Genomic DNA, 24,739 nt, shown 5'->3' with positions numbered 1-24,739 from the left:
CCCTTCCCCTAACCGGGGCTCCGCCCCGGACCCCGCTCCTCAAACGCCGGAGGGGCTGGAAGCGGGGCCGGGAGGTGGGTGCGCGGGCCTGTGTGGGCCCGTGAGGGCTCCGCGGTGGCCAGTGGTTATGGATTGATGGTGAGGTCTGCGATCGGGCCCGTACGGGCCGGTGGTGGGCTCCTCTCGTCAGGGGTGGCGGGCCGGGGTGCTGCCCAGTTCCACTGCGGCGCAGCGCCAGCGGAGGTCGGGGCCCTGTTCCAGGCGGAAGGCCATGGCCCGGACCTGTTCGCCCGCCGCGATGCTCGCGCAGGCCTCCACCACGCCGGGGGCCGGCTGGGCGCCCCGGCACATGCGGATCACCGGGCGGGCGCCGTGGCTCCTGAGCGGTGTGGCGGGGGCCAGTTCGGCCAGCTGGTCGTAGGCCTCGCCGATGGTGTGGCCGAGCATCCAGTGGACGGGGCGCTGGCCGCTGAGAACGGCCAGGAGGCGTTCCGCGAACCACTGGTGGGGGCGGACGCGCCGGGGCGTCCGGAGGCGTTGCGGGGGGACGGTCTCGGGCCTGCGTGCGTCGTGCCGTCCGGCGGGCCGGGTCCTGTTCATGGTCACTGCTCATCGCCCCCGTGCTTCAGAGGCCCGGCAAATACCGGGCGGTAACTTCTGCTGTGGACCTTCTAGCGGGGGCGGCGGACCGGCCGCAAGCGTCCGAGGGCGCGGGGGAGCGGGCCCGGAATTCACCTATCCGGGTGGCGGACCGGGTACGGGGCGGGGAGCGGGGACGGGGCGGGCAGGGTGAGCGGCGGTTGCCGGGTGGACGGGGCGGGGCCCGTAGAGGTAATCCCAAAGGGGGACGCCGCACGTATCCTGAGGGCGTCTCCGACTACGAAAGCGGCCAAGCCATGCGCGTGTACGTCCCCCTGACCCTCTCCGGTCTCGCAGCGGCGCACCGGGCGGGCGAACTGGGCCCCGGCCCGCTCACCGCCTACGCGGTGACCCCCGGGCTGCGCGAGTGGTACGTCTCCGACGACATCGAGGAGCTGGAGTACGCGGCGCTCAACCGGGCCGCGTCCGCCTCCCTGCGGCTGATCGCAGGGGACCCCGGCGCCGCCCGCCGCCGCGTCGTCGTCGCGGTCGATGTGCCGGACGGGGACGCCGTCGCCGACCCGGACCACATCCTGGACGCCTCCTCGCTCGGTGAGGTCACGATCGCCTCCGCGGTGGCGCTGGCGAAGGCGGCCGCGGTGCACGTCGACTCGGACGAGGCCGACAAGGACGTCACGGCGGCCGCGGCCGCGCTGGGAGCGGCGGACCTCGGTGACGACGACGCCCAGTTCACCGTGGACGGCGCGGAGGACCACGAGCTCCTGTGGTTCGGGATCCAGGAGATTCCCAACCTGATCGGCTGAGAGGGAGCCGGGGGGCGGCTGCCTCGCCGACTGTCAGTGGCGGCGGGTATTTTTCTTGGCATGGGGACGCAGGGGAAATACCGCACACATCTGGTCTGGGACTGGAACGGCACGCTGCTCGACGACAACCTCGCGGTCGTCGGCGCGACCAACGCCGCCTTCGGAGAGGTCGGCGTGGCGCCGATCACCCTGGAGCAGTACCGGGAGATGTACTGCATACCGATACCCCGGTTCTACGAACGGCTGATGGGCCGGCTGCCCACCGAGACCGAGTGGGACCGGATGGATCTGGTCTTCCACCGCCACTACACCGAGCAGCGCGGGGGCTGCGGGCTGACGGCGGGGGCCGCGGAGCTGCTCACGCAGTGGCAGCAGGCAGGCCGGAGCCAGTCCCTGCTGAGCATGTACGGGCACGACGAGCTGGTCCCCGTGGTGCGGGGATACGGCATCGAGCCGCGTTTCGTGCGCGTCGACGGCCGCACCGGGCGCTCCGGCGGCAGCAAGGCACAGCACATGGAGCGGCACTTCGCGGCGCTGGACGGGATATCCGCGGAGCACGCGGTGATCATCGGTGACGCCGTGGACGACGCCGTGGCCGCCGCCCACGTCGGCGCGAGAGCGGTGCTCTACACCGGCGGTTCGCACAGCCGGGCCAGCCTGGAGGCGGCCGGAGTGCCCGTCGTGGACACCCTGGCCGAAGCGGCGGCCCTGGCCGAGCAACTCGTCGCGTAGCGGCGGCGACACCCACGGGGCTCGTCGTCAGGCGATCGGGGCCTTCGCGCGCAGCACGGTCAGGAACTCGCGCATCCAGGCCGAGTGGTCCGGCCAGGCGCGGGACGAGACCAGGGTGCCGTCCACCACGACCTCGGTGTCCTGGAAGGCGGCTCCGGCCGACTCCATGTCCGGTTCCAGCGCGGGATAGGCCGTGACCCTGCGGTCCTTCAGCGCGCCCGCCGCGGCCGTCATCAGCGGGCCGTGGCAGATCTGGGCCACCGGGCGGTCCGTGTCGAAGAAGGCCTTGAGGATCTCGCGCAGCCGGGCGTCGTTGCGGAGGTACTCGGGAGCGCGCCCGCCCGGCACGACCACGGCCACGTAGTCGTCCGGGTCGACCTCCGCGAAGGCCAGGTCGGCGGGCCAGGTGTAGCCGGGCTTCTCCGTGTACGTGTCGAAACCGGGCTCGAAGTCGTGCACCACGAAGCGGAGCGTCTTGCGGGTGGGAGCGGCGATGTGGACCTCGTACCCCTCCTCGCGCAGCCGCTGGTACGGGTAGAGGACTTCGAGGGACTCGGCGGCGTCGCCGGTGACGATGAGGATCTTCGGTGCCATGGCGGGGCTCCCACGGTTCGTCGGCCTGTTCGGTACCGGGGATGCCTGTTCCGGGTACCGGTTCCGGATACCAGAGTGCGACAGAGCGGCTCGACGCGCTGTCCAGAGTGTCAAAGTCTGGGGCTTTCTTTTGTACACATACGGCTCGTGACGGTTACCGGGGCGGGGGAGATAGCCTGGACCCCGTGATCAGCGCGATAGCCCTCGGGGGCAGCGAAGCCCCCGGCCTGCGCCCGGAGTGCCACAGCACCCGGGCCCCGACTGATCCCCTCAGCCCGGCCCGACTGCCAAAAATGGCCAATAAGGTCCCGGGCGTCTCTCATTGCGGCATAGCGTCGACTCAGACCGGAAACCCCGTGTCGTGGCGGTACGTCGTCTTTTTCACCTACGTCACGCAACGGCGCGCGACAGGAGCCAGAGGACATGCAGACCAAGCTGGACGAAGCCAAGGCCGAGCTGCTCGCACGGGCCGCCAAGGTAGCTGACAACAGCCCGGGCGGTGGTGTCGGTGGCCCGGGGGGTTCCCCCCGGGTGCACGTTGCGGCCACCGGGGCCGACAACGGCGACGGGGCCGGGCAGGAGCGTCCGGGCCAGGACGTACTGCTCGCCTACCTCCAGCGCTACTACCTCCACACCGCTCCGGAGGACATCGGCGGCCGGGACCCGGTCGACGTCTTCGGCGCCGCCTCCTCGCACTACCGGCTGGCGGAGAACCGCCCGCAGGGCACGGCGAACGTCCGGGTGCACACCCCGACCGTCGAGGAGAACGGCTGGACGTGCACGCACACCGTCGTCGAGGTCGTCACGGACGACATGCCGTTCCTGGTCGACTCCGTCACCAATGAGCTGTCCCGCCAGGGGCGCGGCATCCACGTCGTGATCCACCCGCAGGTCATCGTCCGCCGCGATGTGGCCGGCAAGCTGATCGAGGTCCTCACCGACGGCGCCGGCGTCTCCACCGGTCCCCAGAACGGCCGCAAGAACGCCAAGGGGGCCAAGGACGCCAAGGCCGAGCTCCCGCACGACGCGCTCGTCGAATCCTGGATCCACGTCGAGATCGACCGCGAGTCCGACCGCGCCGACCTCCAGCAGATCCAGGCCGACCTGCTGCGCGTGCTGTCCGACGTACGGGAGACCGTCGAGGACTGGGAGAAGATGCGGGACGCCGCGCTGCGCATCGCCGACGACCTGCCCGGCGAACCGCTCGACGACCTCGCCGACGACGAGGTGAACGAGGCCAGGGAGCTGCTGCGCTGGCTCGCCGCCGACCACTTCACCTTCCTGGGCTACCGCGAGTACGAGCTGAAGGACTCCGACGCGCTGGCCGCCGTACCCGGCACCGGCCTCGGCATCCTGCGCTCCGACCCGCACCACACAGAGGACGAGGCGCACCCGGTCAGCCCCTCCTTCGACCGGCTGCCCGCCGACGCCCGTGCCAAGGCCCGGGAGCACAAGCTCCTCATCCTGACCAAGGCGAACAGCCGGGCGACCGTGCACCGCCCCAGCTACCTCGACTACGTCGGCGTGAAGAAGTTCGACGCCGAGGGCAACGTCATCGGTGAGCGCCGCTTCCTCGGACTGTTCTCGTCCGCCGCCTACACCGAGTCCGTGCGCCGGGTGCCCGTCGTCCGCCGCAAGGTCGCGGAGGTGCTGGAGGGCGCGGGCTTCACGTACAACAGCCACGACGGCCGCGACCTGCTCCAGATCCTGGAGACGTACCCGCGCGACGAGCTGTTCCAGACGCCGCCCGACCAGCTGCGCTCCATCGTCACCTCGGTGCTCTACCTCCAGGAGCGGCGCCGGCTCCGGCTCTACCTGCGCCAGGACGAGTACGGGCGCTACTACTCCGCGATCGTCTACCTGCCGCGCGACCGCTACACCACCGGCGTGCGCCTGCGGCTGATCGACATCCTCAAGGAGGAGCTGAACGGCACCAGCGTCGACTTCACCGCCTGGAACACCGAATCGATCCTCTCCAGGCTGCACTTCGTCGTCCGGGTCGCCCCCGGCAGCGAGCTGACCACCCTCACCGACGCCGAGGCCGACCGCATCGAGGCCCGGCTCGTCGAGGCAGCCCGCTCCTGGGCCGACGGGTTCCAGGAGGCGCTGAACGCCGAGTGCGGCGAGGAGCGCGCGGCCGAGCTGCTGCGCCAGTACGGGCACTCGTTCCCCGAGGGCTACAAGGCCGACCACTCGGCGCGTGCCGCCGTGGCCGACCTCGTCCACCTCGAAGCCCTCAAGGAGAACGAGCGGGACTTCGCCCTCAGCCTGTACGAGCCGGTCGGCTCCGCCCCGGGCGAGCGCCGCTTCAAGATCTACCGGACCGGTGAGCAGGTCTCCCTGTCCGCCGTCCTCCCGGCGCTCCAGCGCCTCGGTGTCGAGGTCGTCGACGAGCGCCCGTACGAGCTGCGCTGCGCGGACCGCACACACGCCTGGATCTACGACTTCGGGCTGCGGATGCCGCAGGCCACCGGCAACGGCGGCTACCTGGCCGACGACGCCCGCGAGCGGTTCCAGGAGACCTTCGCCGCCGTGTGGACCGGCGAGGCCGAGAACGACGGCTTCAACGCGCTGGTGCTGAGCGCCGGTCTGAACTGGCGGCAGGCGATGGTGCTGCGCGCCTACGCGAAGTACCTGCGCCAGGCCGGATCGACCTTCAGCCAGGACTACATGGAGAGCACGCTCCAGAACAACGTCCACACCACCCGGCTGCTGGTCTCGCTCTTCGAGGCCCGGATGTCGCCGGAGCGCCAGAGCGCGGGCACCGAGCTGACCGACGGGCTCCTCGAAGAGCTCGACGGGGCCCTGGACCAGGTCGCCTCGCTCGACGAGGACCGGATCCTGCGGTCCTTCCTCACCGTCATCAAGGCCACCCTGCGCACCAACTTCTTCCAGCGCGCGGACAGCGGCAAGCCGCACAACTACGTGTCGATGAAGTTCGACCCGCAGTCCATCCCGGACCTCCCGGCCCCGCGCCCGGCGTTCGAGATCTGGGTCTACTCGCCCCGGGTCGAGGGCGTCCACCTGCGGTTCGGCAAGGTCGCCCGCGGTGGTCTGCGCTGGTCGGACCGGCGCGAGGACTTCCGTACGGAGATCCTCGGCCTGGTCAAGGCGCAGATGGTGAAGAACACCGTCATCGTGCCGGTCGGCGCCAAGGGCGGCTTCGTCGCCAAGCAGCTCCCCGACCCGGCCGTCGACCGCGACGCCTGGCTGGCCGAGGGCATCGCCTCGTACCGCACCTTCATCTCGGCGCTGCTCGACATCACCGACAACATGGTGGCCGGCGAGGTCGTGCACCCCAAGGGTGTCGTCCGGCACGACGAGGACGACACCTACCTCGTCGTCGCGGCCGACAAGGGCACCGCGAAGTTCTCCGACATCGCCAACGAGGTCGCCGTCGCGTACGGCTTCTGGCTGGGTGACGCGTTCGCCTCCGGCGGCTCGGCCGGCTACGACCACAAGGGCATGGGCATCACCGCCCGGGGCGCCTGGGTCTCCGTCGAGCGGCACTTCCGGGAGCTCGGCCACGACACCCAGACGGAGGACTTCACCGTCGTCGGCGTCGGCGACATGTCGGGTGACGTGTTCGGCAACGGGATGCTGCTCTCCGAGCACATCCGGCTCGTCGCGGCCTTCGACCACCGGCACATCTTCATCGACCCGAAGCCGGACGCCGCCGTCTCGTACGCGGAGCGGCGCCGCCTCTTCGACCTGCCGCGCAGCTCCTGGGCCGACTACAAGAAGGAGCTGATCTCCGCGGGCGGTGGCATCCACCCGCGCAGCGCCAAGTCGATCCCGGTCAACGCGCACATCCGCGAGGCGCTCGGCATCGAGCCGGGAGTCACCAAGATGACGCCCGCCGACCTGATGCAGACGATCCTCAAGGCGCGCGTCGACCTGCTGTGGAACGGCGGCATCGGTACGTACATCAAGTCCTCCGCCGAGTCGAACGCGGACGTCGGTGACAAGGCCAACGACGCGATCCGCGTCAACGGCGAGGACCTGCGGGCCAGGGTCGTCGGCGAGGGCGGCAACCTCGGCGCCACCCAGCTCGGCCGGATCGAGTTCGCCCGTACCGGCGGCCGGATCAACACCGACGCGATCGACAACAGCGCCGGCGTCGACACCTCCGACCACGAGGTGAACATCAAGATCCTGCTCAACGGTCTGGTGCGGGACGGCGACATGACCGTCAAGCAGCGCAACAAGCTGCTGGCCGAGATGACCGAGGAGATCGGCCACCTGGTTCTGCGCAACAACTACGCGCAGAACACGGCGCTCGCCAACGCGGTCGCCCAGGCGCCCTCGCTGCTCCACGCCCACCAGCGCTTCATGCGCCGGCTGGGCCGCGACGGACATCTCGACCGGGCGCTGGAGTTCCTGCCCACCGACCGGCAGATCCGCGAGCTGCTCAGCGCCGGCAAGGGGCTCAGCCAGCCCGAGCTGGCCGTGCTGCTCGCCTACACCAAGATCACCGCGGCGCAGGAGCTCATCGGAACCAGCCTGCCGGACGACGAGTACCTGCAGAAGCTGCTGCACGCCTACTTCCCGCGGCAGCTGCGCGAGCGGTTCCCCGAGGCGGTCGACGGGCACGCGCTGCGGCGCGAGATCATCACCACGGTGCTGGTCAACGACACGGTGAACAGCGGCGGATCAACGTTCCTGCACCGCCTCCGGGAGGAGACCGGGGCCTCGATCGAGGAGATCGTGCGGGCGCAGGTCGCGGCCCGCGAGATCTTCGGGCTCGCCACGGTGTGGGACGCCGTGGAGGCGCTCGACAACCGGGTGGCCGCCGATGTGCAGACCCGGATCAGGCTGCACTCGCGGCGGCTCGTCGAGCGCGGTTCGCGCTGGCTGCTCGGTAACCGGCCGCAGCCGCTGGAGATCGCCGGGACGATCGACTTCTTCCGGGCCGGGGTCGAGCAGGTCTGGGCCGAGCTGCCCAAGATGCTGATGGGCGCCGACCAGGAGTGGTACCGGTCGATCCTGGAAGAGCTCACGGAGGCGGGTGTTCCGGACGAGCTGGCCCAACGCGTCGCCGGATTCTCGTCCGCCTTCCCGGCCCTCGACATCGTGGCGATCGCGGACCGGACGGGGACGGACCCGCTGTCCGTCGCCGAGGTGTACTACGACCTCGCGGACCGGCTGTCCATCACCCAGCTGATGGACCGGATCATCGAGCTGCCGCGGGCCGACCGCTGGCAGTCGATGGCCCGTGCCTCCATCCGCGAGGACCTGTACGCGGCGCACGCGGCGCTCACGGGTGACGTGCTGAGCGTCGGCGGGGACTCCGCGACGCCGCAGGAGCGGTTCGAGGCGTGGGAGGAGAAGAACGCGGCGATCCTGACGCGGTCGCGCTCGACGCTGGAGGAGATCCAGGGGTCGGACGCGTTCGACCTGGCGAACCTGTCGGTGGCGATGCGGACGATGCGGACGTTGCTGCGTACGCACGTGTAGTGGTGCGGGGGTGAGGCGAGGCGGCTGCCGGGTGCGGACCCGGGGGCCGCCTCGTCCTCAATCGCCGGACGGGCTTGGGGGTGTCCTCAAGCGCCGGACGGGCTGAAAAGATGTCCTCAATCGCCGGACGGGCTTGAGAGGGCCTGGGCGGGGTGAGAGGGCCCGGGTGGGGTGAGAGGGATCGGGGGCTTGAGTGGGGCGTTACTTTTTCTTGGTGAACTTTTCGTAGGCGGCGACCACTTCCTTCGCCGGGCCGTCCATCCGCAGCGTTCCCGCCTCCAGCCAGATCGCCCGGTCGCACGTCTCGGTGATCGACTTGTTGTGGTGGCTCACCAGGAAGACCGTGCCGGCCTGCTGGCGCAGCTCGATGATCCGGTCCTTGCTGCGGCGCTGGAACTTCGCGTCGCCGGTGGACAGTGCCTCGTCGATCAGCAGGACGTCGTGGTTCTTGGCGGCGGCGATCGAGAAGCGCAGCCGGGCGCCCATGCCGGAGGAGTACGTGCGCATCGGCAGGGTGATGAAGTCGCCCTTCTCGTTGATGCCGGAGAACTCCACGATCTCCGCGTAGCGCTCGCGGATCTCGGCGCGGGTCATGCCCATCGCGAGTCCGCCGAGTACGACGTTGCGCTCGCCCGTCAGATCGCTCATGAGCGCGGCGTTCACCCCGAGCAGCGAGGGCTGGCCCTGGGTGTGGACGCGGCCCCTGGTGGCGGGCAGCAGTCCGGCGATGGCCTTCAGCAGCGTCGACTTACCCGAGCCGTTGGAGCCGATCAGGCCGATCGCCTCCCCCTTGTACGCGGCGAAGCTGACCCCCTTCACGGCGTGCACCTCGCGCACTCCGGGGGACTGCCGGCGCGAGGCGAGCCGGCTGAGGGCCGAGGTGGCGCTGCCCTTGCCGGTGCGGGCGCCGTTGACCTTGTACGTGATGTGGACGTCGTCGACGACGACCGTCGGTACTCCGGGCGAAGTGCTGTCAGCCACGTCCGTAACTCTCCTCTGCCTGCCAGAAGTAGATGAATCCGCCCACGCCGCACACCAGCGCCCAGCCCGTGGCGATGAGCCACACGTGCGGGGGCAGCTGACCGCCGTCGAAGCTGTCGATGAGCGCGAACCGCATCAGGTCGATGAAGACGGCGGCCGGATTGACCTCAAGAGCCAGCTTCACCGCGTGCGGGACCCGGTCGCCCTGGAGCATCGTGCCGATGCTCCACATGACGCCGGACGCGTACATCCAGGTGCGCAGGATGAACGGTGTCAGCTGGGCGATGTCCGGGGTGCGCGCGGCGAGCCGGGCCATGACCATCGAGATGCCGGTGTTGAAGACGGCCTGGAGTGCGAGGGCCGGCAGCGCCAGCAGCCAGGAGGGCTGCGGGTACTGGCCGAACACCAGCAGGATCAGCACCAGCGCGCCCAGCGAGAAGATCAGCTGCTGGAGCTGTTGCAGGGCCAGCGCGACGGGGAGCGAGGCGCGCGGGAAGTGCAGCGCCCGGACGAGCCCGATGTTGCCGCTGATCGCGCGGGTGCCCGCGGTGATCGAGCTGCTGGTGAAGGTCCAGATGAAGACGCCGGTGACCAGGAAGGGCACGTAGTCGGGGACGCCGTGCTTCGTCTTCATCAGGACGCCGAAGATGAAGTAGTAGACCGTCGCGTTGAGCAGCGGGGTCATGATCTGCCAGATCTGGCCGAGCTTCGCCTGGCTGTACTGGGCGGTCAGCTTGGCGGTGGCGAACGCCGTGATGAAGTGCCGCCGCCCCCACAGCTCCCGTACGTACGCGGGGAGGGACGGCCGGGCGCCGCTCACGGTCAGCCCGTGCCGGGCGGCGAGGGCGGCGAGCTCTCCCGGCGCGTACACGGGAAGGGACGCGGCCGGCGGGGTGACCACCGGGGCAGCCGGGGTCGCCGGGGCCGCCGGGGCTGTTGTCTGGCTCACCACGATCGCTTTCGTCGAGGGGCAGGAACACACATGAGCGACGGGACGCAACCGTATCGTCGCAACGCCGAGGGTAGGACGCCGCGACGTCGCAACGCAACCGTTTCGTCGTAACGGACTATGATTCGGGCCATGACCACCGCCCCGGGAAGCCGCCGCCGTGCCCCCGCCGGAGCCGCCGTGCTGCGCGAGGACGTGACCGATGCGATCCGCAGCGCGGTCTTCGAGGAGCTGGCCGCGGTCGGCTTCGCCCGGATGTCCATCGAGGGCATCGCCCGGCGCGCGGGCGTCGGCAAGACCGCGGTCTACCGCCGCTGGAAGTCCAAGCTGCACCTGGTCCTGGACCTGGTCTCCGCCGTCGCGGTACAGGGCATGCCCGCCCCGGCCACCGGCTCGCTGTACGGCGACGTGCGCGCCGTGCTCGAACTGGCCGCCTACGCCCTGCGCCACCCGCTCGCCTCCCAGGTCATCCCGGACCTGCTCGTCGAGGCGGCCCGCAACCCGGAGATCTCCGCCACCATCAAGGCCGCCCTGCTCGACCCGCAGCAGGGCATCGCCGCCGTCGTCGTACGGGACGCCGTGGCGCGCGGGGAACTGCCGGAGGACAGCGACCCCGACCGCGCCCTCGACCTGATCGTCGGCCCGCTCTACTGGCGCCTCGCGGTGGTCAGGGGCGAGCTGCCCGCGGGATACCTGGATGACCTGGCGGTCTCGGCGGTGGCCGCGCTCACCCGCTGAGCGCGGGCCGCGGTGCGATCGCCCGTATACCGGGGTGCTGTCCGTACGGGCGCCCCAGCGCGTTTTTCAGGGGTCACCGGCCATCCGCTAGTGTGGTCGGCGGGCCGCCCACCGGGCCTTCCGGAGCATGCGCCGAGTGTGCTCCAGGACCGTCCGGGCGAAGCCCCAGGCACGGCCGTCACCCCCCGAGCGGCTTTGCCCACGGGGCGAGCACGGGGCAGGCGTAGTCACTCGTTCGGGACCGTAACCGGTGACCCCCGACCGTATCCACGGTTGAGCCATACGGACAGCCAGGCCCCCGATGAACGGACGTGCTCAACATGCCGCCACGGCTCAGTGTCGTTGTCCCCGTCTATAACGTGGAACTCTTCCTGACGGACTGCCTGCAGTCCCTCGCGGAGCAGACCATGGCCGACCTCGAGGTGGTGATGGTCGACGACGGGTCCACCGACGGCAGCGCGGCACTGGCCGCCGAGTTCGCCGCGCGGGACGACCGCTTCCGGCTGGTGAGCCAGCAGAACGGCGGGCTGGGGCACGCCCGTAACACCGGTGTCCGCAACTGCGACCCGGAGAGCCGCTACCTGGCCTTCGTCGACAGTGACGACATCATCCCGCCGAACGCGTACGAACTGCTCGTCGGGGCGCTGGAGGAGACCGGCTCCGACCTCGCGTCCGGCAACGTGCTGCGGCTGCGCGCCAACGGCAAGCTCCAGCAGTCGCCGATGTTCCGCAAGCCGATGGCGACGACCCGGATGCGCACCCACGTCTCCCGCGACCTGGAGCTCCTCGGGGACCGGATCGCCTGCAACAAGGTCTTCCGCCGCTCCTTCTGGGACAAGCACGAGTTCGCCTTCCCGGTCGGCGCGCTCTACGAGGACATCCCCGTCGTGCTGCCCGCCCACTTCCTGGCCGGCTCCGTCGACATCGTGAAGGACCCCGTCTACCACTGGCGGGACCGGCCGGGCTCGATCACCACCAGCCGGGCCGTCGTCCGGGGCGTCCGCGACCGGGTCGCGCACGTGCAGGGGGTCTCCACCTTCCTGGCGGAGAACCGTCCGGCCGCCGACAAGAACCACTACGAGGCACACGCCCTCGCCAACGACCTCTGGTACTTCATGGAGGTCCTCCCCGACGGCGACGCGGACTACCGCGAGGCCTTCCTGACGCACTGCAACGCCTTCATCGACCAGGTCGACCCGAAGGTCCTGGACGGACTCCCGCTGCGGCTGCGCGTGATGTGGTACCTGGTGCGCGAGCACCGCATGGAGGAACTCCTCGCGCTGCTCACCTACGACAAGCGCGAGCCCGGTGCCTTCGCCGTACGCGGCGTGCGCCGCCGGCAGGCCGAGTACCCCGTACTGAAGCAGCCGGTGCCGGCCCAGGTGCTGCGCGTGGCCGACCGCGACCTCCCGCTCGCCGCCCGGCTGCGGGACGCCCAGTGGCGCGACGGCAAACTGCACCTCACGGGGTACGCCTACATCCGCAACCTGCCCGCAGGTTCGGGCCCCGGCGAGTTCCGGATCGGCTGGCTGCGGGCCGGCCGGCGCAACGTGGTGCCGCTGCGGCTGCGCAGGACCGACGAGCCGGAGGCCACCGCCCGCGCCCGGCAGAGCCTGCACGACTACGACCGCGCGGGCTTCGAGGCGGTCGTCGACCCGGCGAAGCTCCGCATCGCCGCCGACGGCAAACCCAAGCAGCTCACCTGGAACCTGGAGATCGGCGTCGCCAGGAACGGCCTGCTGCGCCGCGCCATCCCCTCCGTCCGCGAGGCCACCGTGGCACCGCCCGTCTACCGTCCGGACGGCGACCACCGCATCGCCCCGGCCTTCGACGGCGACAAGCTGGTCCTGCACGCGGAGCGCATCGACGCCCGCTTCGAGACCCACCGCGCGGGCGACACCGCCGGCACCGTCCTCGTCTCCGGCATGGTCCGCGACCGCCTCGCCAAGGGCGAGCTGCGGCTCGGCCTCACCCACAAGGCCACCGGCGCCACCTGCGACTTCCCGGTCACGGTGGGCGAGGGCGCCGAGTCCTCGGCCGCCGGCTGGCGCCGCTTCACCGCCGAACTCCCGCTCGCGGCCGTCACAGCGGCCCGCCCGGCGGCGGACAGCACGCCGAAGAACCTCGGCTACAGCGTCCACCTCGTCGGCCCCGAGGCGCGGCGGACGCCGATCGACGTGCCCGGCCCGGTGCTGCCCGGCCGCTACCCGCTCGACGACGGCGAGGACGGCGCACGCCGCGAGCTCGCCCTCGTCACGAGCTCGCGCGGAAACCTGCTGATCAGCGACCGCACCGTGCAGCCCCACGTCGAGCTGGCCGGCTGGACCGACGACGGGCGGCTCCTCCTGGAGGGCACGTTCCCCGAGGACCGCGCACACCCCGTCGAGCTGGTGGTCCAGAACAGCGCCCACCGCGAGGAGACGACCTTCCCGGTCGAGTTCTCCGGAGACGAGGACGCCCGGCGCTTCCGTGCCGAACTGCGCCCCGACGCCGTCGAGGGACCCGGCGGCCCGCTCCCGCTGGGCGAGGGCAACTGGTACTTCTTCTTCCGCGAGAAGGGCGCGGCCGACGAGAGCGGCGACATCGCGCTGCGCATCCCCGCCTCGGCCTTCCGCACCCTGCCCGCCACCCGCACCCTCACCGGCCGCGACTACACCATCGCGCGGCGCTTCGGCGACCAGCTCCTGGTCGTCTCCGCCCCGGTGCTCGCCGCCTCGGAGCGCGGCCCGCGCGCCAAGAAGCTGCTCAGCGACGCCTACGCCGCGCAGCGCACCGCGCCGCTGCGCGAGGCCGCCCTGTACAGCACCTTCGACGGCCGCCAGTTCTCCGACTCGCCGCGGGCGGTCTACGAGGAACTGGTCGCCAGGGGCACCGAGCTGGAGCACCTGTGGGTGGTCCGCGACCAGCAGGCCATCATCCCCGCGGGCGCCGTCGCCGTGGAGCACGGGTCGGCCGCCTGGCACGAGGCGCTGGCCCGCAGCCGGTACGTCGTCACCAACACGCAGCTGCCCGAGTGGTTCGAGCGCCGCGAGGACCAGACCGTCGTCCAGACCTGGCACGGCACCCCGCTCAAGCGGATCGGCCTGGAGCTCGCGGGCACGGTCCAGGCGAACGCCGCCTACATCGGCACGCTCAAGCAGCGCGCCCGGCAGTGGAGCTTCCTGGTCTCCCCGAACACCTTCTCCACCCCCGTCCTGCGCCGCTCCTTCGGCTTCGAGGGCGAGGTCCTGGAGTGCGGCTATCCCCGTAACGACCTCTTCCACGCCGCCGACCGGACGAAGGTCGCGGCGGCGGTACGGGAGCGGCTCGGGATCCCCAAGGACAAGCGGGTCGTCCTGTACGCGCCGACCTGGCGCGAGGACCAGCAGCTGGGCGGCGGACGCTACTCGCTGGGCCTCCAGCTCGACCTGGCCGCCGCCGAACGCGAACTGGGCGCGGACACCGTGCTGCTGGTGCGGCGTCACTACATGGTCACCGACCGGCTGCCGGACAGCGGCACCGGATTCGTCCGCGACGTCTCGCGCTACCCGGACGTCGGCGAGCTGATGCTGATCAGCGACGCCCTGGTCACCGACTACTCCTCGCTGATGTTCGACTTCGCCCAGACCGGCCGTCCGATGCTGTTCCACACCTACGACCTGGAGCACTACCGCGACACGCTGCGCGGATTCAGCTTCGAATTCGAGGAGCGCGCCCCCGGCCCGCTGATCCCGGGCTCCGAGGAGCTGATCGAGGCCCTGCGCGACCCGGTCCGGGCCATCGCGGGACACGCGGAAGCGTACGAGGCATTCAAGCGGGACTTCTGCGACCTCGACGACGGCCGTGCGACCGCCCGGGTGGTCGACCGGATGCTGTAGTCCGCGCTCCGCGCGAAACACCGCCCCCGCGGGGGCACATGTGCCCGGCCGGTACCCGTACCGGCCGGGCACCGGCGTGTGGTGAACCCCCGGGCGGCGCCACGGTGAACGGAGACCGGCGTACGGACCGTGCGGACCGCGTGAACCGTTCGGGTGATTTTGCCTTCCCGGTGTTTGCTCCGGCGCGCGGTGTATTCGAGCCGTGCGCCGTAAAAGTGTGCTCATCGGTGCGTTGCATAGCGTCGCCGGGTTGCTACGTTCTGTTTTCATGGGTATCCGAATGCGATGCGAATCCTGGGACGTGCGACGCGCAAGAGCCGTTGTGCTCATTGCCGCGGCCGTCGGCCTACTGACTCGCATGGTCATCGCGGCGAATTCGCCGGGCCCCGCCGATGTGCGCATCTTCGCGGGATTCGCGAAGGCGGTCACCGCGTACGGCCCCGTCCGGATTTATGAGCACCCGCTGCCCGGACTGCCCGTCTACAACCACCCGCCCCTGGCCGGCTGGATGCTGCTCGGCCTGAACGGTCTTTCCGAACTCGGAATGTCGTTCGCCACGCTCATCCGTTCGCCCGCTTCCCTCGCTGATTTCTGCTGCGCGATTCTCGTGTTCGAGATCGTCCGGCGCCGGGCCGCTCAGACGACGGCGGTGCTGTGCGGTGTCGGAGTCGCCGTCAGCCCGGTACTGATCGCCACCTCCGGCTACCACGGCAACACCGACGCGGTCGCCATCGCGTTCGCGCTGGCAGCGGCCCATCTGCTGGCCGACCGGAAGTCACCGCTGGCCGCCGGGGTGGCCGCGGCGCTCTCGATCAGCGTCAAGTTCGTTCCGGTGGTGGTGATCCCGGCGCTGTTCGTCGCCGCGCTGCGCGGCGGCCGGCCGGTGCTGGTCCGCTTCGCCGCCGGATTCGGCGCACTGTTCGCGCTGGTCTGGGGGCCGGTCCTGGTGACCGTGCCGCTGCAGCTCAAGGAGAACGTCCTGGAGTACGAGGGCGGCAGCTACCGGCTCTGGGGGCTCGTCCGGTTCGCCGACGTGCTCGGGCTGCCGGAGTCCGTCATCACCTTCATGCAGGGCGGCGGCCACTTCCTCTTCGTGCTGGTCTGCGTGGCCGCCGGGGTCTGGCTGGCGTGGCTGCGGCCCGCGCAACTGCCCGGGGTCGTCGCCGTCACGCTGGGCCTGCTGCTGCTCCTGTCCACCGCATCCGGCCTCCAGTACCTGACCTGGGCGGCCGCCGGAACGTTCGTTCTCGGGTTCTGGGAAGGGCTCGCGTACAGCGCCGTGGCCGGGCTGACGGCCGTCCTCGGCTACAGCGGACGCTCCGCGGTGCGCTGGAGCGAACCGGTGCTGGAGCTGGGCGCCGCCGGCTGGATCGTCCTCGCGGTCGGCCTCGCCACCGGCGTCCGCCACATCCTCGCCACTAGGGCCTGTCGTCAAACTGCCGTCTGCCCGCCGCTCGCCGGCCCCCGTACGTCGCAGCGGTCCGGCTCCGCCGTCAACTGACCGCGCACAACGGGGCCGCACCCCCCCCACCGACCTGTTCCCGATCCCAGCAACGAGCACCGAGCGCAACTGGAGAACGCCCCGTGAAGGAAAGCCCGAGTCCCAGGATCGGCATCCTGGTGGTCGCGTACAACGCGGAGACAACGCTGGAGAAGACCCTCGACCGGATTCCGGAGGATTTCCGGTCCAGGGTCGACGAGATTCTCATTCTCGACGACGCCAGCCACGACGCGACCTTCACCGCCGGCTGCCGCTGGTCGCAGGCCGAGGGAATGCCGCGCACCGTGGTGATGCGGCACACCAAGAACCTCGGATACGGCGGAAACCAGAAAGCCGGATACGCGCTGGCAGCCGCACACGGACTGGACATCATCGTGCTCCTGCACGGCGACGGACAGTACGCCCCGGAACTGCTCCCCGAAATGGTCGCACCCATCGAACGCGGCGAGTGCGAGGCGGTGTTCGGGTCCCGGATGATGAAATCCGGGAACGCCCTCAAGGGCGGTATGCCGCTCTACAAATGGCTCGGCAACCGCATCCTCACCCGGCTGGAGAACGGTCTCCTCGGTTCGCAACTGACCGAATTCCACTCCGGATACCGCGCCTACAGCGTCGAGGCCCTGAAGAAGCTGCCGGTCGACCGGAACACCGACGCCTTCGACTTCGACACCCAGATCATCGTCCAGCTGCTCGACGCGGGAATGCGGATCAAGGAGATCCCCGTGCCCACGTACTACGGCGACGAGATCTGCTACGTCAACGGCATGAAGTACGCCAAGGACGTCGTCAAGGACGTCCTCGAATACCGCCTGGCGGTCAAGGGGTTCGGCACCTGCGCCTGGATCCCGAAGCCCGTCGAGTACGCCTTCAAGGAGGGCGACGGCTCCTCGCACGCGGTCATCCTGGAGAAGATGCGCAAGCTGCCGCCCGGCCGGGTCCTGGACCTCGGCTGCTCCGGCGGCCTGTTCGCGCAGCGGCTGGAGGCACTCGGCCACGAGGTGACCGGGGTGGACTTCGTCGAGGTGCCCGGAGTGCGCGAGAAGTGCACGTACTTCCACCTCGCCAACCTGGAGGAGGGCCTGCCGCCCGAGCTCTGCACCGACTTCGACTACGTCGTCGCCGGGGACGTCATCGAGCACCTCTCCCGCCCGGAGCGGGTGCTCACCGAGGTCGCCACCGTGCTCCGGCCCGGCGGCCAGGTGCTGCTGTCCGTGCCGAACTTCAGCCACTGGTACTCACGGATGCGGGTCGCGGTCGGCGCCTTCGACTACGACCGCCGGGGCATCCTCGACGAGACGCACCTGCGCTTCTTCACCAGGGCCAGCCTGCGCCGCACGGTACGCGCCGCGGGCTACGACGTCCTGGACATCGCCTCGACGGGGGCGCCGTTCTGGTCACTGCTCGGGCGCGGCCCGCTCGCGGCGGTACTCGGCGGTCTTTCGAGGCTGCTGACCCGGATCCGGCCGACGCTGTTCGGCTATCAGCACGTCGCACTGCTCACCCCGCATGCGGCCGAGACGATCATCGCTGGAGAGCACGTCGATGTACAGGACATCCTCAACCGACAGTACGTCCCCGCCGACCGGGTCGGCGTCTGAGGCGACCATCCCCCCACCCACCGCAGCCCACGCGTCCGAGAACCCGGCCGCCGCCCTCAGGAGCAAGGTCTTGACCGTTCCCAGTCTGATGCTGCTGCTGTTCGCCGTGTTCTCGTCCGCGGGCGGCCAGATCATGCTCAAGCACGGGATGAAGGGTGCCGCGGCCGCCGCCGGGGAGCACGGTGGCTCGGTCGCCCTGCGGGCCGCCACCAGCCCCTGGGTGGTCGTCGGCCTGGTGGTCTTCGCGGTCTCCGCCCTCGCCTGGATGTCCACCCTGGCCAAGGTGCCGCTCTCCATCGCGTACCCGTTCAACGCGCTCGGCTACCTGCTGATCGTGCTGGCCGGGGCGACCGTGCTGCACGAGCGGACCTCGATGTGGACCTGGGGCGGCTCGGCGCTCGTGGTCGTCGGCCTCGCCACGGTGATGGCGGGCCAGCAGCGCTAGGTGTACTGACCCGTGAGGCCGGCCCGCGCACGGCGAAGGGCCCGCCACCGGAACGCTCCGGTGGCGGGCCCTTACGGTCCGGTGCGCGGCGGGTCAGGCCGTGCTGGGCGCGGGCTCCTCGCCCAGGATGACGCGGCGCACGACGCGCTCGGCGGCGCGGCCGTCGTCGTACGGGCAGAACCGCTCACGGAACGCCTTCAGTAGCGCCTCGTTCGCGGGGCTGTCCCAGCTGCCGTCGGTGAACGCCCGCGCCAGCTCGTCCGTGGTCGTCGCGACGGCGCCCGGGGTCTCGCCGGGCTTGCCGGACAGCAGGTCGAAGACGACACCGCGTACCGTGCGGTACGTCTCCCAGTCCGGGGCGTGCACCACGATCGGGCGGTTCAGGTGCGCGTAGTCGAACATCACCGACGAGTAGTCCGTGATCAGGGCGTCGGCCGCGAGGCAGAGGTCCTCGATGCGCGGATGCGTGGAGACGTCGATGATCGACGGGCTCTCGGGCAGCCCCGCGCCGCCGTAGAAGTAGTGCGCGCGCACCATCACCACGGTGTCCGGGCCCACGGCCGCGCAGAACCGCTCCAGGTCGAGACGGCTGGTGAAGCCCGACTCGTAGTCGCGGTGGGTGGGCGCGTACAGCAGGGCGCGCTGGCCGGGGCGGATGCCGAGGCCCTCGCGGATCGTCTCGATCTGCTCCTGCGTCGCCGTCGCGAAGACGTCGTTGCGCGGGTAGCCCGTCTCCAGAGAACGCGCGGCGCTCGGGTAGGCGCGGGACCACACCTCGGTGGAGTGCGGGTTGGCGGAGACGCTCCAGTCCCAGCGGTCGACCCGCTTGAGCAGCCGGTCGAAGTTGAGCCCCTGAGCGGCCGCCGGATAGTTCTGCTGGTCCATCCCCATGATCTTCAGCGGGGTGCCGTGGTGGGTCATCACGTGGATCTGACCCGGGCGCTTGACCAGGTGGTCGGCGAAGTTGACGTTGTTGAAGAAGTACGTGGCACGGGCCAGCACCGACCAGTAGCGGCGGGTGCCGGGCACCACGTAGTCGATGCCCTTCGGCAGCGAGTCCACCTGGTTCTTCGACACCACCCAGACCCCGTGCACATCGGGGGCCAGCTCCTGGGCCTTGCGGTAGATCGCCTCGGGGTTGCAGCTCACGCCGCGGTTCCAGTAGGCCGCGTAGACGGCGAGCTTCGGGTCCAGCGGAAGCTTGCGCTGCGCCTTGTAGTAGCGCGCGGTGAACGACTTCTTCGCCTTGGCCCGTGCCGTGGTGGGCGCAGAGCGCAGGCCGCGGCGGGTGGCCAGAGCCGTGTCCAGGGCGCCGAGCGCGGCGTACTTGCCGCCGCTCATCAGCTGCGGCCTGAGCCCCTTCGCGCCGCCCGGGAACGTGAAGCCGTCGGGGCGGTGGGCGCTGTGGAACGCGGCGACGGCGCTGACGTACTGCCTGCGGCGCTTGGTCACCGTCGGGTACGCGGACAGCAGCTCCTGGACGGCGCGGTCGAAGAGCAGTCCGCGTACCGGGCTGAGGGCCGGGCGTGCCTCGACGGAGGTCATCAGGTCCCCGTACGCGTCGATCAGCTCCAGCGGCGTCGTGCCGGCCGTGGGCTCGGCGTCGTCCGCCAGGCCGGGCAGGTAGCGCTGCTGGCGGTGCTCGACGCAGGCGGTGCCCAGGGTGGCGACGGAGCCGGCGACGGCGAGCGTCAGGAGCGCGTACATGCGCTCACCGTGCGGGCCGGGGCCGAAGGCCAGGCTCTCGCGCTCGGCGACGGTGCGGCGGACCGCCCGGTTCCAGGAGACGGGCGCGATGTCCAGGAGGTCCTTGCGCTTGGCCAGGGTGTGCGGGCCCGCGGGCATGCCGCTCAGCAGCTCGAGGGACCGGGTCGCCCGGGTCTTGCCCCGGAACGGGCGCTTGCGGTGGCCGAAGACCAGCACATCGGGGTCGCCGGTGGCGTCCAGCCCGTCCACGATCTCCCGCAGCGCGTTCGGCAGGTAGATGTAGTGGCCCTCCAGGAACAGGAGGTAGTCCCCGGTGGCCCGCTCCGCACCGGCGTTGCGCCGGCCGTGGGCTCCCGCGCCCGCGGGCAGGTGGATGGCCTGGACCCGGCTGTCGAGGGCGGCGAACTCGTCCAGCACGAGCCCCGAGCCGTCCGGAGCGCCGTCATCCACACCGATCACCTCGATGTCCGTGAAGGACTGCGAGAGCACCGACTCCAGGCACTCGCGCAGACTTCCTCGGGCGCGGCGGACGGGGATGATGACACTCAGCCGGGGCATACAGACTCTTTCTCGGACTGTGCGTACTGGGGCGCAGACAGGTTACTGCGGAGTGCCCAGCAGAACGGGCAGGGGGCTGGCAACGGTGCGATAGCGGGGGAGGGGGGAAGGGGGGGCCCGGTGGGGCGGCCGCGGTGGTCGACCGCGCGGCTGATGAAGGCCCCACTTATCATACTACGCACACCCTTAAGTGAACCTTGGACATCCAGGGGCGCGAGGGGCGTGGTATTCCCGGTCCGCCGCCGGGGGCCCGGGGCGTCCCCGGCGCGCGTACGGGGCAGTCCGTGGTGACTGACCGGACTGCCCCGCGTTGACGTGCACGGGCCACACAGGCCGCAGGGGCGGCGCGGCTCCCGCCCCTGCGGCTACTTGACCGCGCCCGCCATGACGCCGGAGACGAACTGGCGCTGGAAGGCGAAGAACACCGCGAGCGGAATCACCATCGAGACGAAGGCGCCGGGCGCCAGCACGTCGATGTTGTTGCCGAACTGCCGTACCTGCTGCTGGAGTGCGACCGTGATCGGCGGCGAGTCGGAGTCCGCGAAGATCAGGGCGACCAGCATGTCGTTCCACACCCAGAGGAACTGGAAGATCCCGAGCGAGGCGATCGCCGGACCGCCCAGCGGCATCACGACCCGGGTGAAGAGCCGGATCTCGCCCGCCCCGTCGAGCCGCGCCGCCTCCAGCAGTTCCCGCGGGATCTCCGCGAAGAAGTTGCGCAACAGGAAGATGGCGAACGGCAGTCCGAAGGCGGTGTGGAAGATGATCACGCCGAAGGTCGTCTCGAAGATCCCGACCGTGCCGAAGAGCTTGGAGACCGGGATCAGCGCCACCTGCACCGGAACCACCAACAGCCCCACCACGACAAGGAACCACCAGTCGCGGCCCGGGAACTCCATCCAGGCGAAGGCGTATCCGGCGAGCGAGCCGATCACCACGACCAGAACGGTCGACGGGACGGTGATCATCACCGTACTGAACAGCGAGTCGGTGATCGTCGAATTGTCCAGCAGCCGCTGGTAGTTGTCGAAGGTCAGCTCGGACGGGGTGGTGAAGATCTTCCACCAGCCGGTCGCCGCGATCTTGTCCGCACTGCGCAGCGAGGACAGGAACAGCCCGATGGTGGGCATCAGCCAGAACAGGGCCACCAGGATCAGGACGACCCGCATCACGCCGCCGCCGGCCCGTGCCGCGATCCGGGCGCCGAGCGACCGCCCGGCCTTCGCCGTGCCGGTGTCCGGGGCGTCGCCCGCCCCGGCGGGCGGGGCCGTGGCCGTGGACGTCGTCATCGGCGCCCCTCCTTCCGTATCCGCCTGATGTTGAAGAGCATCACCGGGACCACCAGCAGCAGCAGGAGTACGGCGATGGCGCTGCCGATCCCCAGGTCCGCGTCCGTGCCGAACGAGGACCGGTAGAGCTGGAGCGCCAGCACGTTCGCGTCGTCCTGCGAGGAGCCCGGCGCGATGATGAAGACCAGGTCGAAGACCTTCAGGACGTTGATCATCAGCGTCACCAGGACCACCGCGAGGACCGGGGCGAGCATCGGCACCGTGATCCGGCGGAACACCTGCCACTCGTTCGCCCCGTCGACCCGGGCCGCTTCGAGGAGTTCGCGCGGCAGACCCGCCAGTCCGGCCGCGATCAGCACCATGGCGAAGCCCGCCCACATCCAGACGTAGCTGCCGATGATGCCGGGCGTGACGAGGCTCGGCCCGAGCCAGTCGACGCCGTTGTACGGCTCCCTGAAGTTGGAGGCGGGGAGCCGGAGTTCGGCGCCGTCCGCCGCCGCGGGCAGTGTGAACGTGCCGTCGGCGCCCGCGGTGGCCGAGGCGACCACCTCGCCGCCCTTGACGGCCTCGACCTCGATGCCCTTGAGGCCGAGCTCCGAGGCGTCGATGACGTTGGGCTTCCCGCCGCCGCCCTTGGTGAAGTCCAGCCAGGCGGTGCCGGTGATCTTCCCGCCGTCCGCCTTCGCGGGGGTTCGCGCGGGCTTCGCGTCGCCGGGCATCTTCGCGGGCGCCACCCCGACCAGGGGCAGCTGGACCGGTTCCCCGGCCCGGACCGGCGCCTTGGTCACGAAGGACCCGCCGCCGGCCGCCTTGAGCGGGTGGACGGGCAGTGGGTGCGCCTTGGGGAACCCGGTCGACCCGTTGAACGTGTCGTGCACGCCCACCGCGACGGCGTTGGCGATGCCGCGCTCCGGCGCCTGGTCGTACACCAGCCGGAAGATGATGCCTGCGGCGAGCATCGAGATCGCCATCGGCATGAAGACGATCAGCTTGAACGCCGTGCCCCAGCGGATCCGTTCGGTCAGCACGGCGAAGATCAGGCCGAGGACGGTGGAGACGGTCGGTGCGAGGACGACCCAGATCGCGTTGTTCTTGATCGCGGTACGGATGGTGTCGTCGGAGAACAGCGCCTTGTAGTTGTCGAGTCCGGCGAACCCGGTACCCGCCTGGTCGAAGAAGGACCGGTAGACGGAGTACACGATCGGATAGACCACGAGCGCGCCGAGCAGGACCAGCGCGGGCAGCAGGAAGAGCGCCGCGATGACCCTTCGGGTACCGGTCACACTCTTGCGGCTGGGCACCCGGCGGACGGGCGGCTGCCCGTCCCCGGGCTTTCTGGGGGCGGGTACCGAGGTCCCGCCGCGGGCTCCGGTGTCGGCGGAGGGCGCCTCGTCGGCGCCCCCCGCTGCGGCTGTCGTCATCCCGTCAGCTCTTGTACGCCTTGGCCGCGTCGGACTCCAGTTTGGCCTGGGTCCCCGCGATGTCCTTCGGGTTCTTCAGGAAGTCCTGCAGGCTCTTCCACTCACCCTTGCCGGGCGTCCCGCCGAACGACTGCGGGGCCTGGTCGGACATGTCGAACCGGACGGCGTCACCGGCCGCGATGAGTGCCTTCGCGATCGTTCGCTGCACCTCGTTGGGGTAAGCGGCCACGTCCAGGGCCTTGTTGGGCGAGATGAACCCGCCCTGCTCGGCCGCGATCTTCGCGGCGTCGGCGGAGGCCAGCCAGGTCAGCAGGGCCTGGGCGCCCTTGGTGTCCTTCAGCGCCACCGCCGCGTCCCCGCCGGTCACCACGGGCGACTCGGCGCCGACCGCGGGGAACGGGAACACCTTGGCGTCCGTACCGATCTTGGCCTTGGTCTGCTGGATGTTGACGCCGACGAAGTCGGCCTCGAAGACCATCGCGCCCTTGGGCTGGTCACCGCCGGTGAAGGTCTGGGTGACCGACGCCGGGAACTCCGTCTGGAGTGCGCCGTCCGCGCCGCCCGCGATCAGGGAGGGCTTGCCGAACAGCTGCCCGAGGGTGGTCAGCGCGTCCTTGACGGACGGGTCCGTCCACTTGATCTTGTGCTGGGCCAGCTGGTCGTACTTCTCCGGACCGGCCTGGGAGAGATAGACGTTCTCGAACCAGTCGGTGAGCGTCCAGCCGTCCGCACCGGCGACCGAGACCGGGGTGACACCCGAGGCGGACACCGTCTCGGCGGTGGCCAGGAAGTCCTTCCAGGTCTTCGCCTCTTTCGCCCCGGCGTTCTCGAACGCCTTGGCGTTGTACCAGATCAGCGACTTGTTGGCGGCCTTGAAGTACACCCCGTACTGGGTGCCGTCCACGGCGCCCAGGTCCTGCCAGACCTTGGAGTAGTTCTTGGTCAGCTGGGCCTTCGCCGCGTCCCCGGCGGGCTTCGCCCACTTCTTCGCGACGGCCTGCTGGATCGCGCCGACCTGCGGGATCATCGCGACGTCCGGCGGCTGGCCGCCCGCGATCTTCGTACCGAGGAAGTTGACGATCGGGTCCTGCGCCGGGACGAAGGTGACCGTCGCCCCCGTGCGCTTCTCGAACTCCTTCAGGACCTTGACGAAGTTGGCCTGTTCCGGACCGGTCCAGACCGCCGCGACGGAGATCTTCTCGCCGTCCAGTTTCGGCAGGACGACGCTCGACGCGCTGTCCTTGCCGCCTTCGGAGCCGCCCCCGTCGGCCTTGCCCTTTCCGCCGTCACCGTCGTCGCCGCAGCCGGTGAGGGCCAGTGCTCCGATGGCTGTGAAGACCATGGCGGCCCTGCGAATCCGAAGCGTTGTGCGCATCCCTGCCCCGTCTCTCCTGTGCGCGTGCACCGATCGGAACCGCCGGACTCCGACGGTTCCGGTCATTCTTCACTTGGTCGTGTGCGCACAGTCCTACGCCCGGCACCGGGGTGCCGCAATACCGGAATCGGGAC

General features: G+C 70.5%; 16 protein-coding genes. 8 read left to right on the top strand and 8 right to left on the bottom strand.

Annotation, left to right across the window (positions count from 1 at the left end):
- Positions 1–186 precede the first annotated feature (186 nt).
- Positions 187–606, bottom strand: coding sequence for an Rv3235 family protein (locus OG892_RS14715; RefSeq protein ID WP_073738146.1), 420 nt, complete (start codon positions 604–606; stop codon positions 187–189).
- Between the two features lie 290 nt (positions 607–896).
- Between OG892_RS14715 and OG892_RS14710 the strand changes: the two genes are divergently transcribed.
- Positions 897–1,403 carry a hypothetical protein gene (locus OG892_RS14710; protein WP_073738147.1) on the top strand — a complete coding sequence of 169 codons (507 nt, stop codon included), beginning with the start codon at positions 897–899 and terminating at the stop codon, positions 1,401–1,403.
- 60 nt (positions 1,404–1,463) lie between these two features.
- Positions 1,464–2,135: an HAD family hydrolase gene (locus OG892_RS14705; RefSeq protein ID WP_073738148.1), complete on the top strand. Its 672-nt coding sequence runs from the start codon at positions 1,464–1,466 to the stop codon at positions 2,133–2,135.
- A 27-nt stretch (positions 2,136–2,162) separates the two neighbouring features.
- Here OG892_RS14705 and OG892_RS14700 read toward each other — a convergent pair whose 3' ends face one another.
- Positions 2,163–2,729, bottom strand: coding sequence for a DJ-1/PfpI family protein (locus OG892_RS14700; protein WP_073738149.1), 567 nt, complete (start codon positions 2,727–2,729; stop codon positions 2,163–2,165).
- 423 nt (positions 2,730–3,152) lie between these two features.
- Here OG892_RS14700 and OG892_RS14695 point away from each other — a divergent pair, with 423 nt between their 5' ends.
- Positions 3,153–8,186, top strand: a complete 5,034-nt coding sequence (locus OG892_RS14695; protein WP_328866866.1) for an NAD-glutamate dehydrogenase — start codon at positions 3,153–3,155, stop codon at positions 8,184–8,186.
- A 201-nt stretch (positions 8,187–8,387) separates the two neighbouring features.
- Here OG892_RS14695 and OG892_RS14690 read toward each other — a convergent pair whose 3' ends face one another.
- Entirely contained in the window at positions 8,388–9,167 is a 780-nt protein-coding gene (locus OG892_RS14690; protein ID WP_371629385.1) for an ABC transporter ATP-binding protein, read from the bottom strand.
- A complete protein-coding gene (locus tag OG892_RS14685; protein WP_371629384.1) occupies positions 9,160–10,116 on the bottom strand; it encodes an ABC transporter permease in 957 nt (318 codons plus the stop codon). Before OG892_RS14685 ends, OG892_RS14690 begins: the two co-directional genes overlap by 8 nt.
- A 120-nt stretch (positions 10,117–10,236) precedes the next feature.
- Between OG892_RS14685 and OG892_RS14680 the strand changes: the two genes are divergently transcribed.
- The 5 genes from OG892_RS14680 (at position 10,237) to OG892_RS14660 (ending at position 18,255) form a co-directional block, all read left to right on the top strand.
- A complete protein-coding gene (locus OG892_RS14680) occupies positions 10,237–10,854 on the top strand; it encodes a TetR/AcrR family transcriptional regulator (protein ID WP_073738153.1) in 618 nt (205 codons plus the stop codon).
- A 311-nt stretch (positions 10,855–11,165) separates the two neighbouring features.
- On the top strand, positions 11,166–14,711 hold the full coding sequence (locus OG892_RS14675) for a CDP-glycerol glycerophosphotransferase family protein (protein WP_371629383.1): 3,546 nt from the start codon (positions 11,166–11,168) through the stop codon (positions 14,709–14,711).
- A 358-nt stretch (positions 14,712–15,069) separates the two neighbouring features.
- Positions 15,070–16,212, top strand: a complete 1,143-nt coding sequence (locus tag OG892_RS14670) for a glycosyltransferase family 39 protein (RefSeq protein WP_371629382.1) — start codon at positions 15,070–15,072, stop codon at positions 16,210–16,212.
- Between the two features lie 83 nt (positions 16,213–16,295).
- Positions 16,296–17,810 (top strand): bifunctional glycosyltransferase/class I SAM-dependent methyltransferase, encoded by a 1,515-nt coding sequence (locus tag OG892_RS14665; protein ID WP_073738155.1) that lies wholly within the window; start codon positions 16,296–16,298, stop codon positions 17,808–17,810.
- Positions 17,811–17,880: 70 nt separating this feature from the next.
- Entirely contained in the window at positions 17,881–18,255 is a 375-nt protein-coding gene (locus OG892_RS14660; protein WP_328866871.1) for a hypothetical protein, read from the top strand.
- A gap of 93 nt (positions 18,256–18,348) precedes the next feature.
- On the opposite strand, the gene OG892_RS14655 is transcribed toward OG892_RS14660, so the two are convergent.
- From OG892_RS14655 to OG892_RS14640, 4 genes are all read right to left on the bottom strand, one after another.
- Positions 18,349–20,520, bottom strand: a complete 2,172-nt coding sequence (locus tag OG892_RS14655) for a CDP-glycerol glycerophosphotransferase family protein (protein ID WP_371629381.1) — start codon at positions 20,518–20,520, stop codon at positions 18,349–18,351.
- A gap of 365 nt (positions 20,521–20,885) precedes the next feature.
- Positions 20,886–21,809, bottom strand: coding sequence for a carbohydrate ABC transporter permease (locus OG892_RS14650; protein ID WP_328866872.1), 924 nt, complete (start codon positions 21,807–21,809; stop codon positions 20,886–20,888).
- Positions 21,806–23,230, bottom strand: coding sequence for a carbohydrate ABC transporter permease (locus OG892_RS14645; RefSeq protein ID WP_371629380.1), 1,425 nt, complete (start codon positions 23,228–23,230; stop codon positions 21,806–21,808). Before OG892_RS14645 ends, OG892_RS14650 begins: the two co-directional genes overlap by 4 nt.
- Positions 23,231–23,234: 4 nt before the next feature.
- Entirely contained in the window at positions 23,235–24,605 is a 1,371-nt protein-coding gene (locus OG892_RS14640) for an ABC transporter substrate-binding protein (protein ID WP_199884510.1), read from the bottom strand.
- Positions 24,606–24,739: the final 134 nt, after the last annotated feature.

The sequence above is a fragment of the Streptomyces sp. NBC_00341 genome (genome assembly GCF_041435055.1).
Lineage (GTDB): Bacteria > Actinomycetota > Actinomycetes > Streptomycetales > Streptomycetaceae > Streptomyces.
Note: the sequence above shows the minus strand (reverse complement) of the source record. Positions and strands in the feature narration are given on the sequence as shown.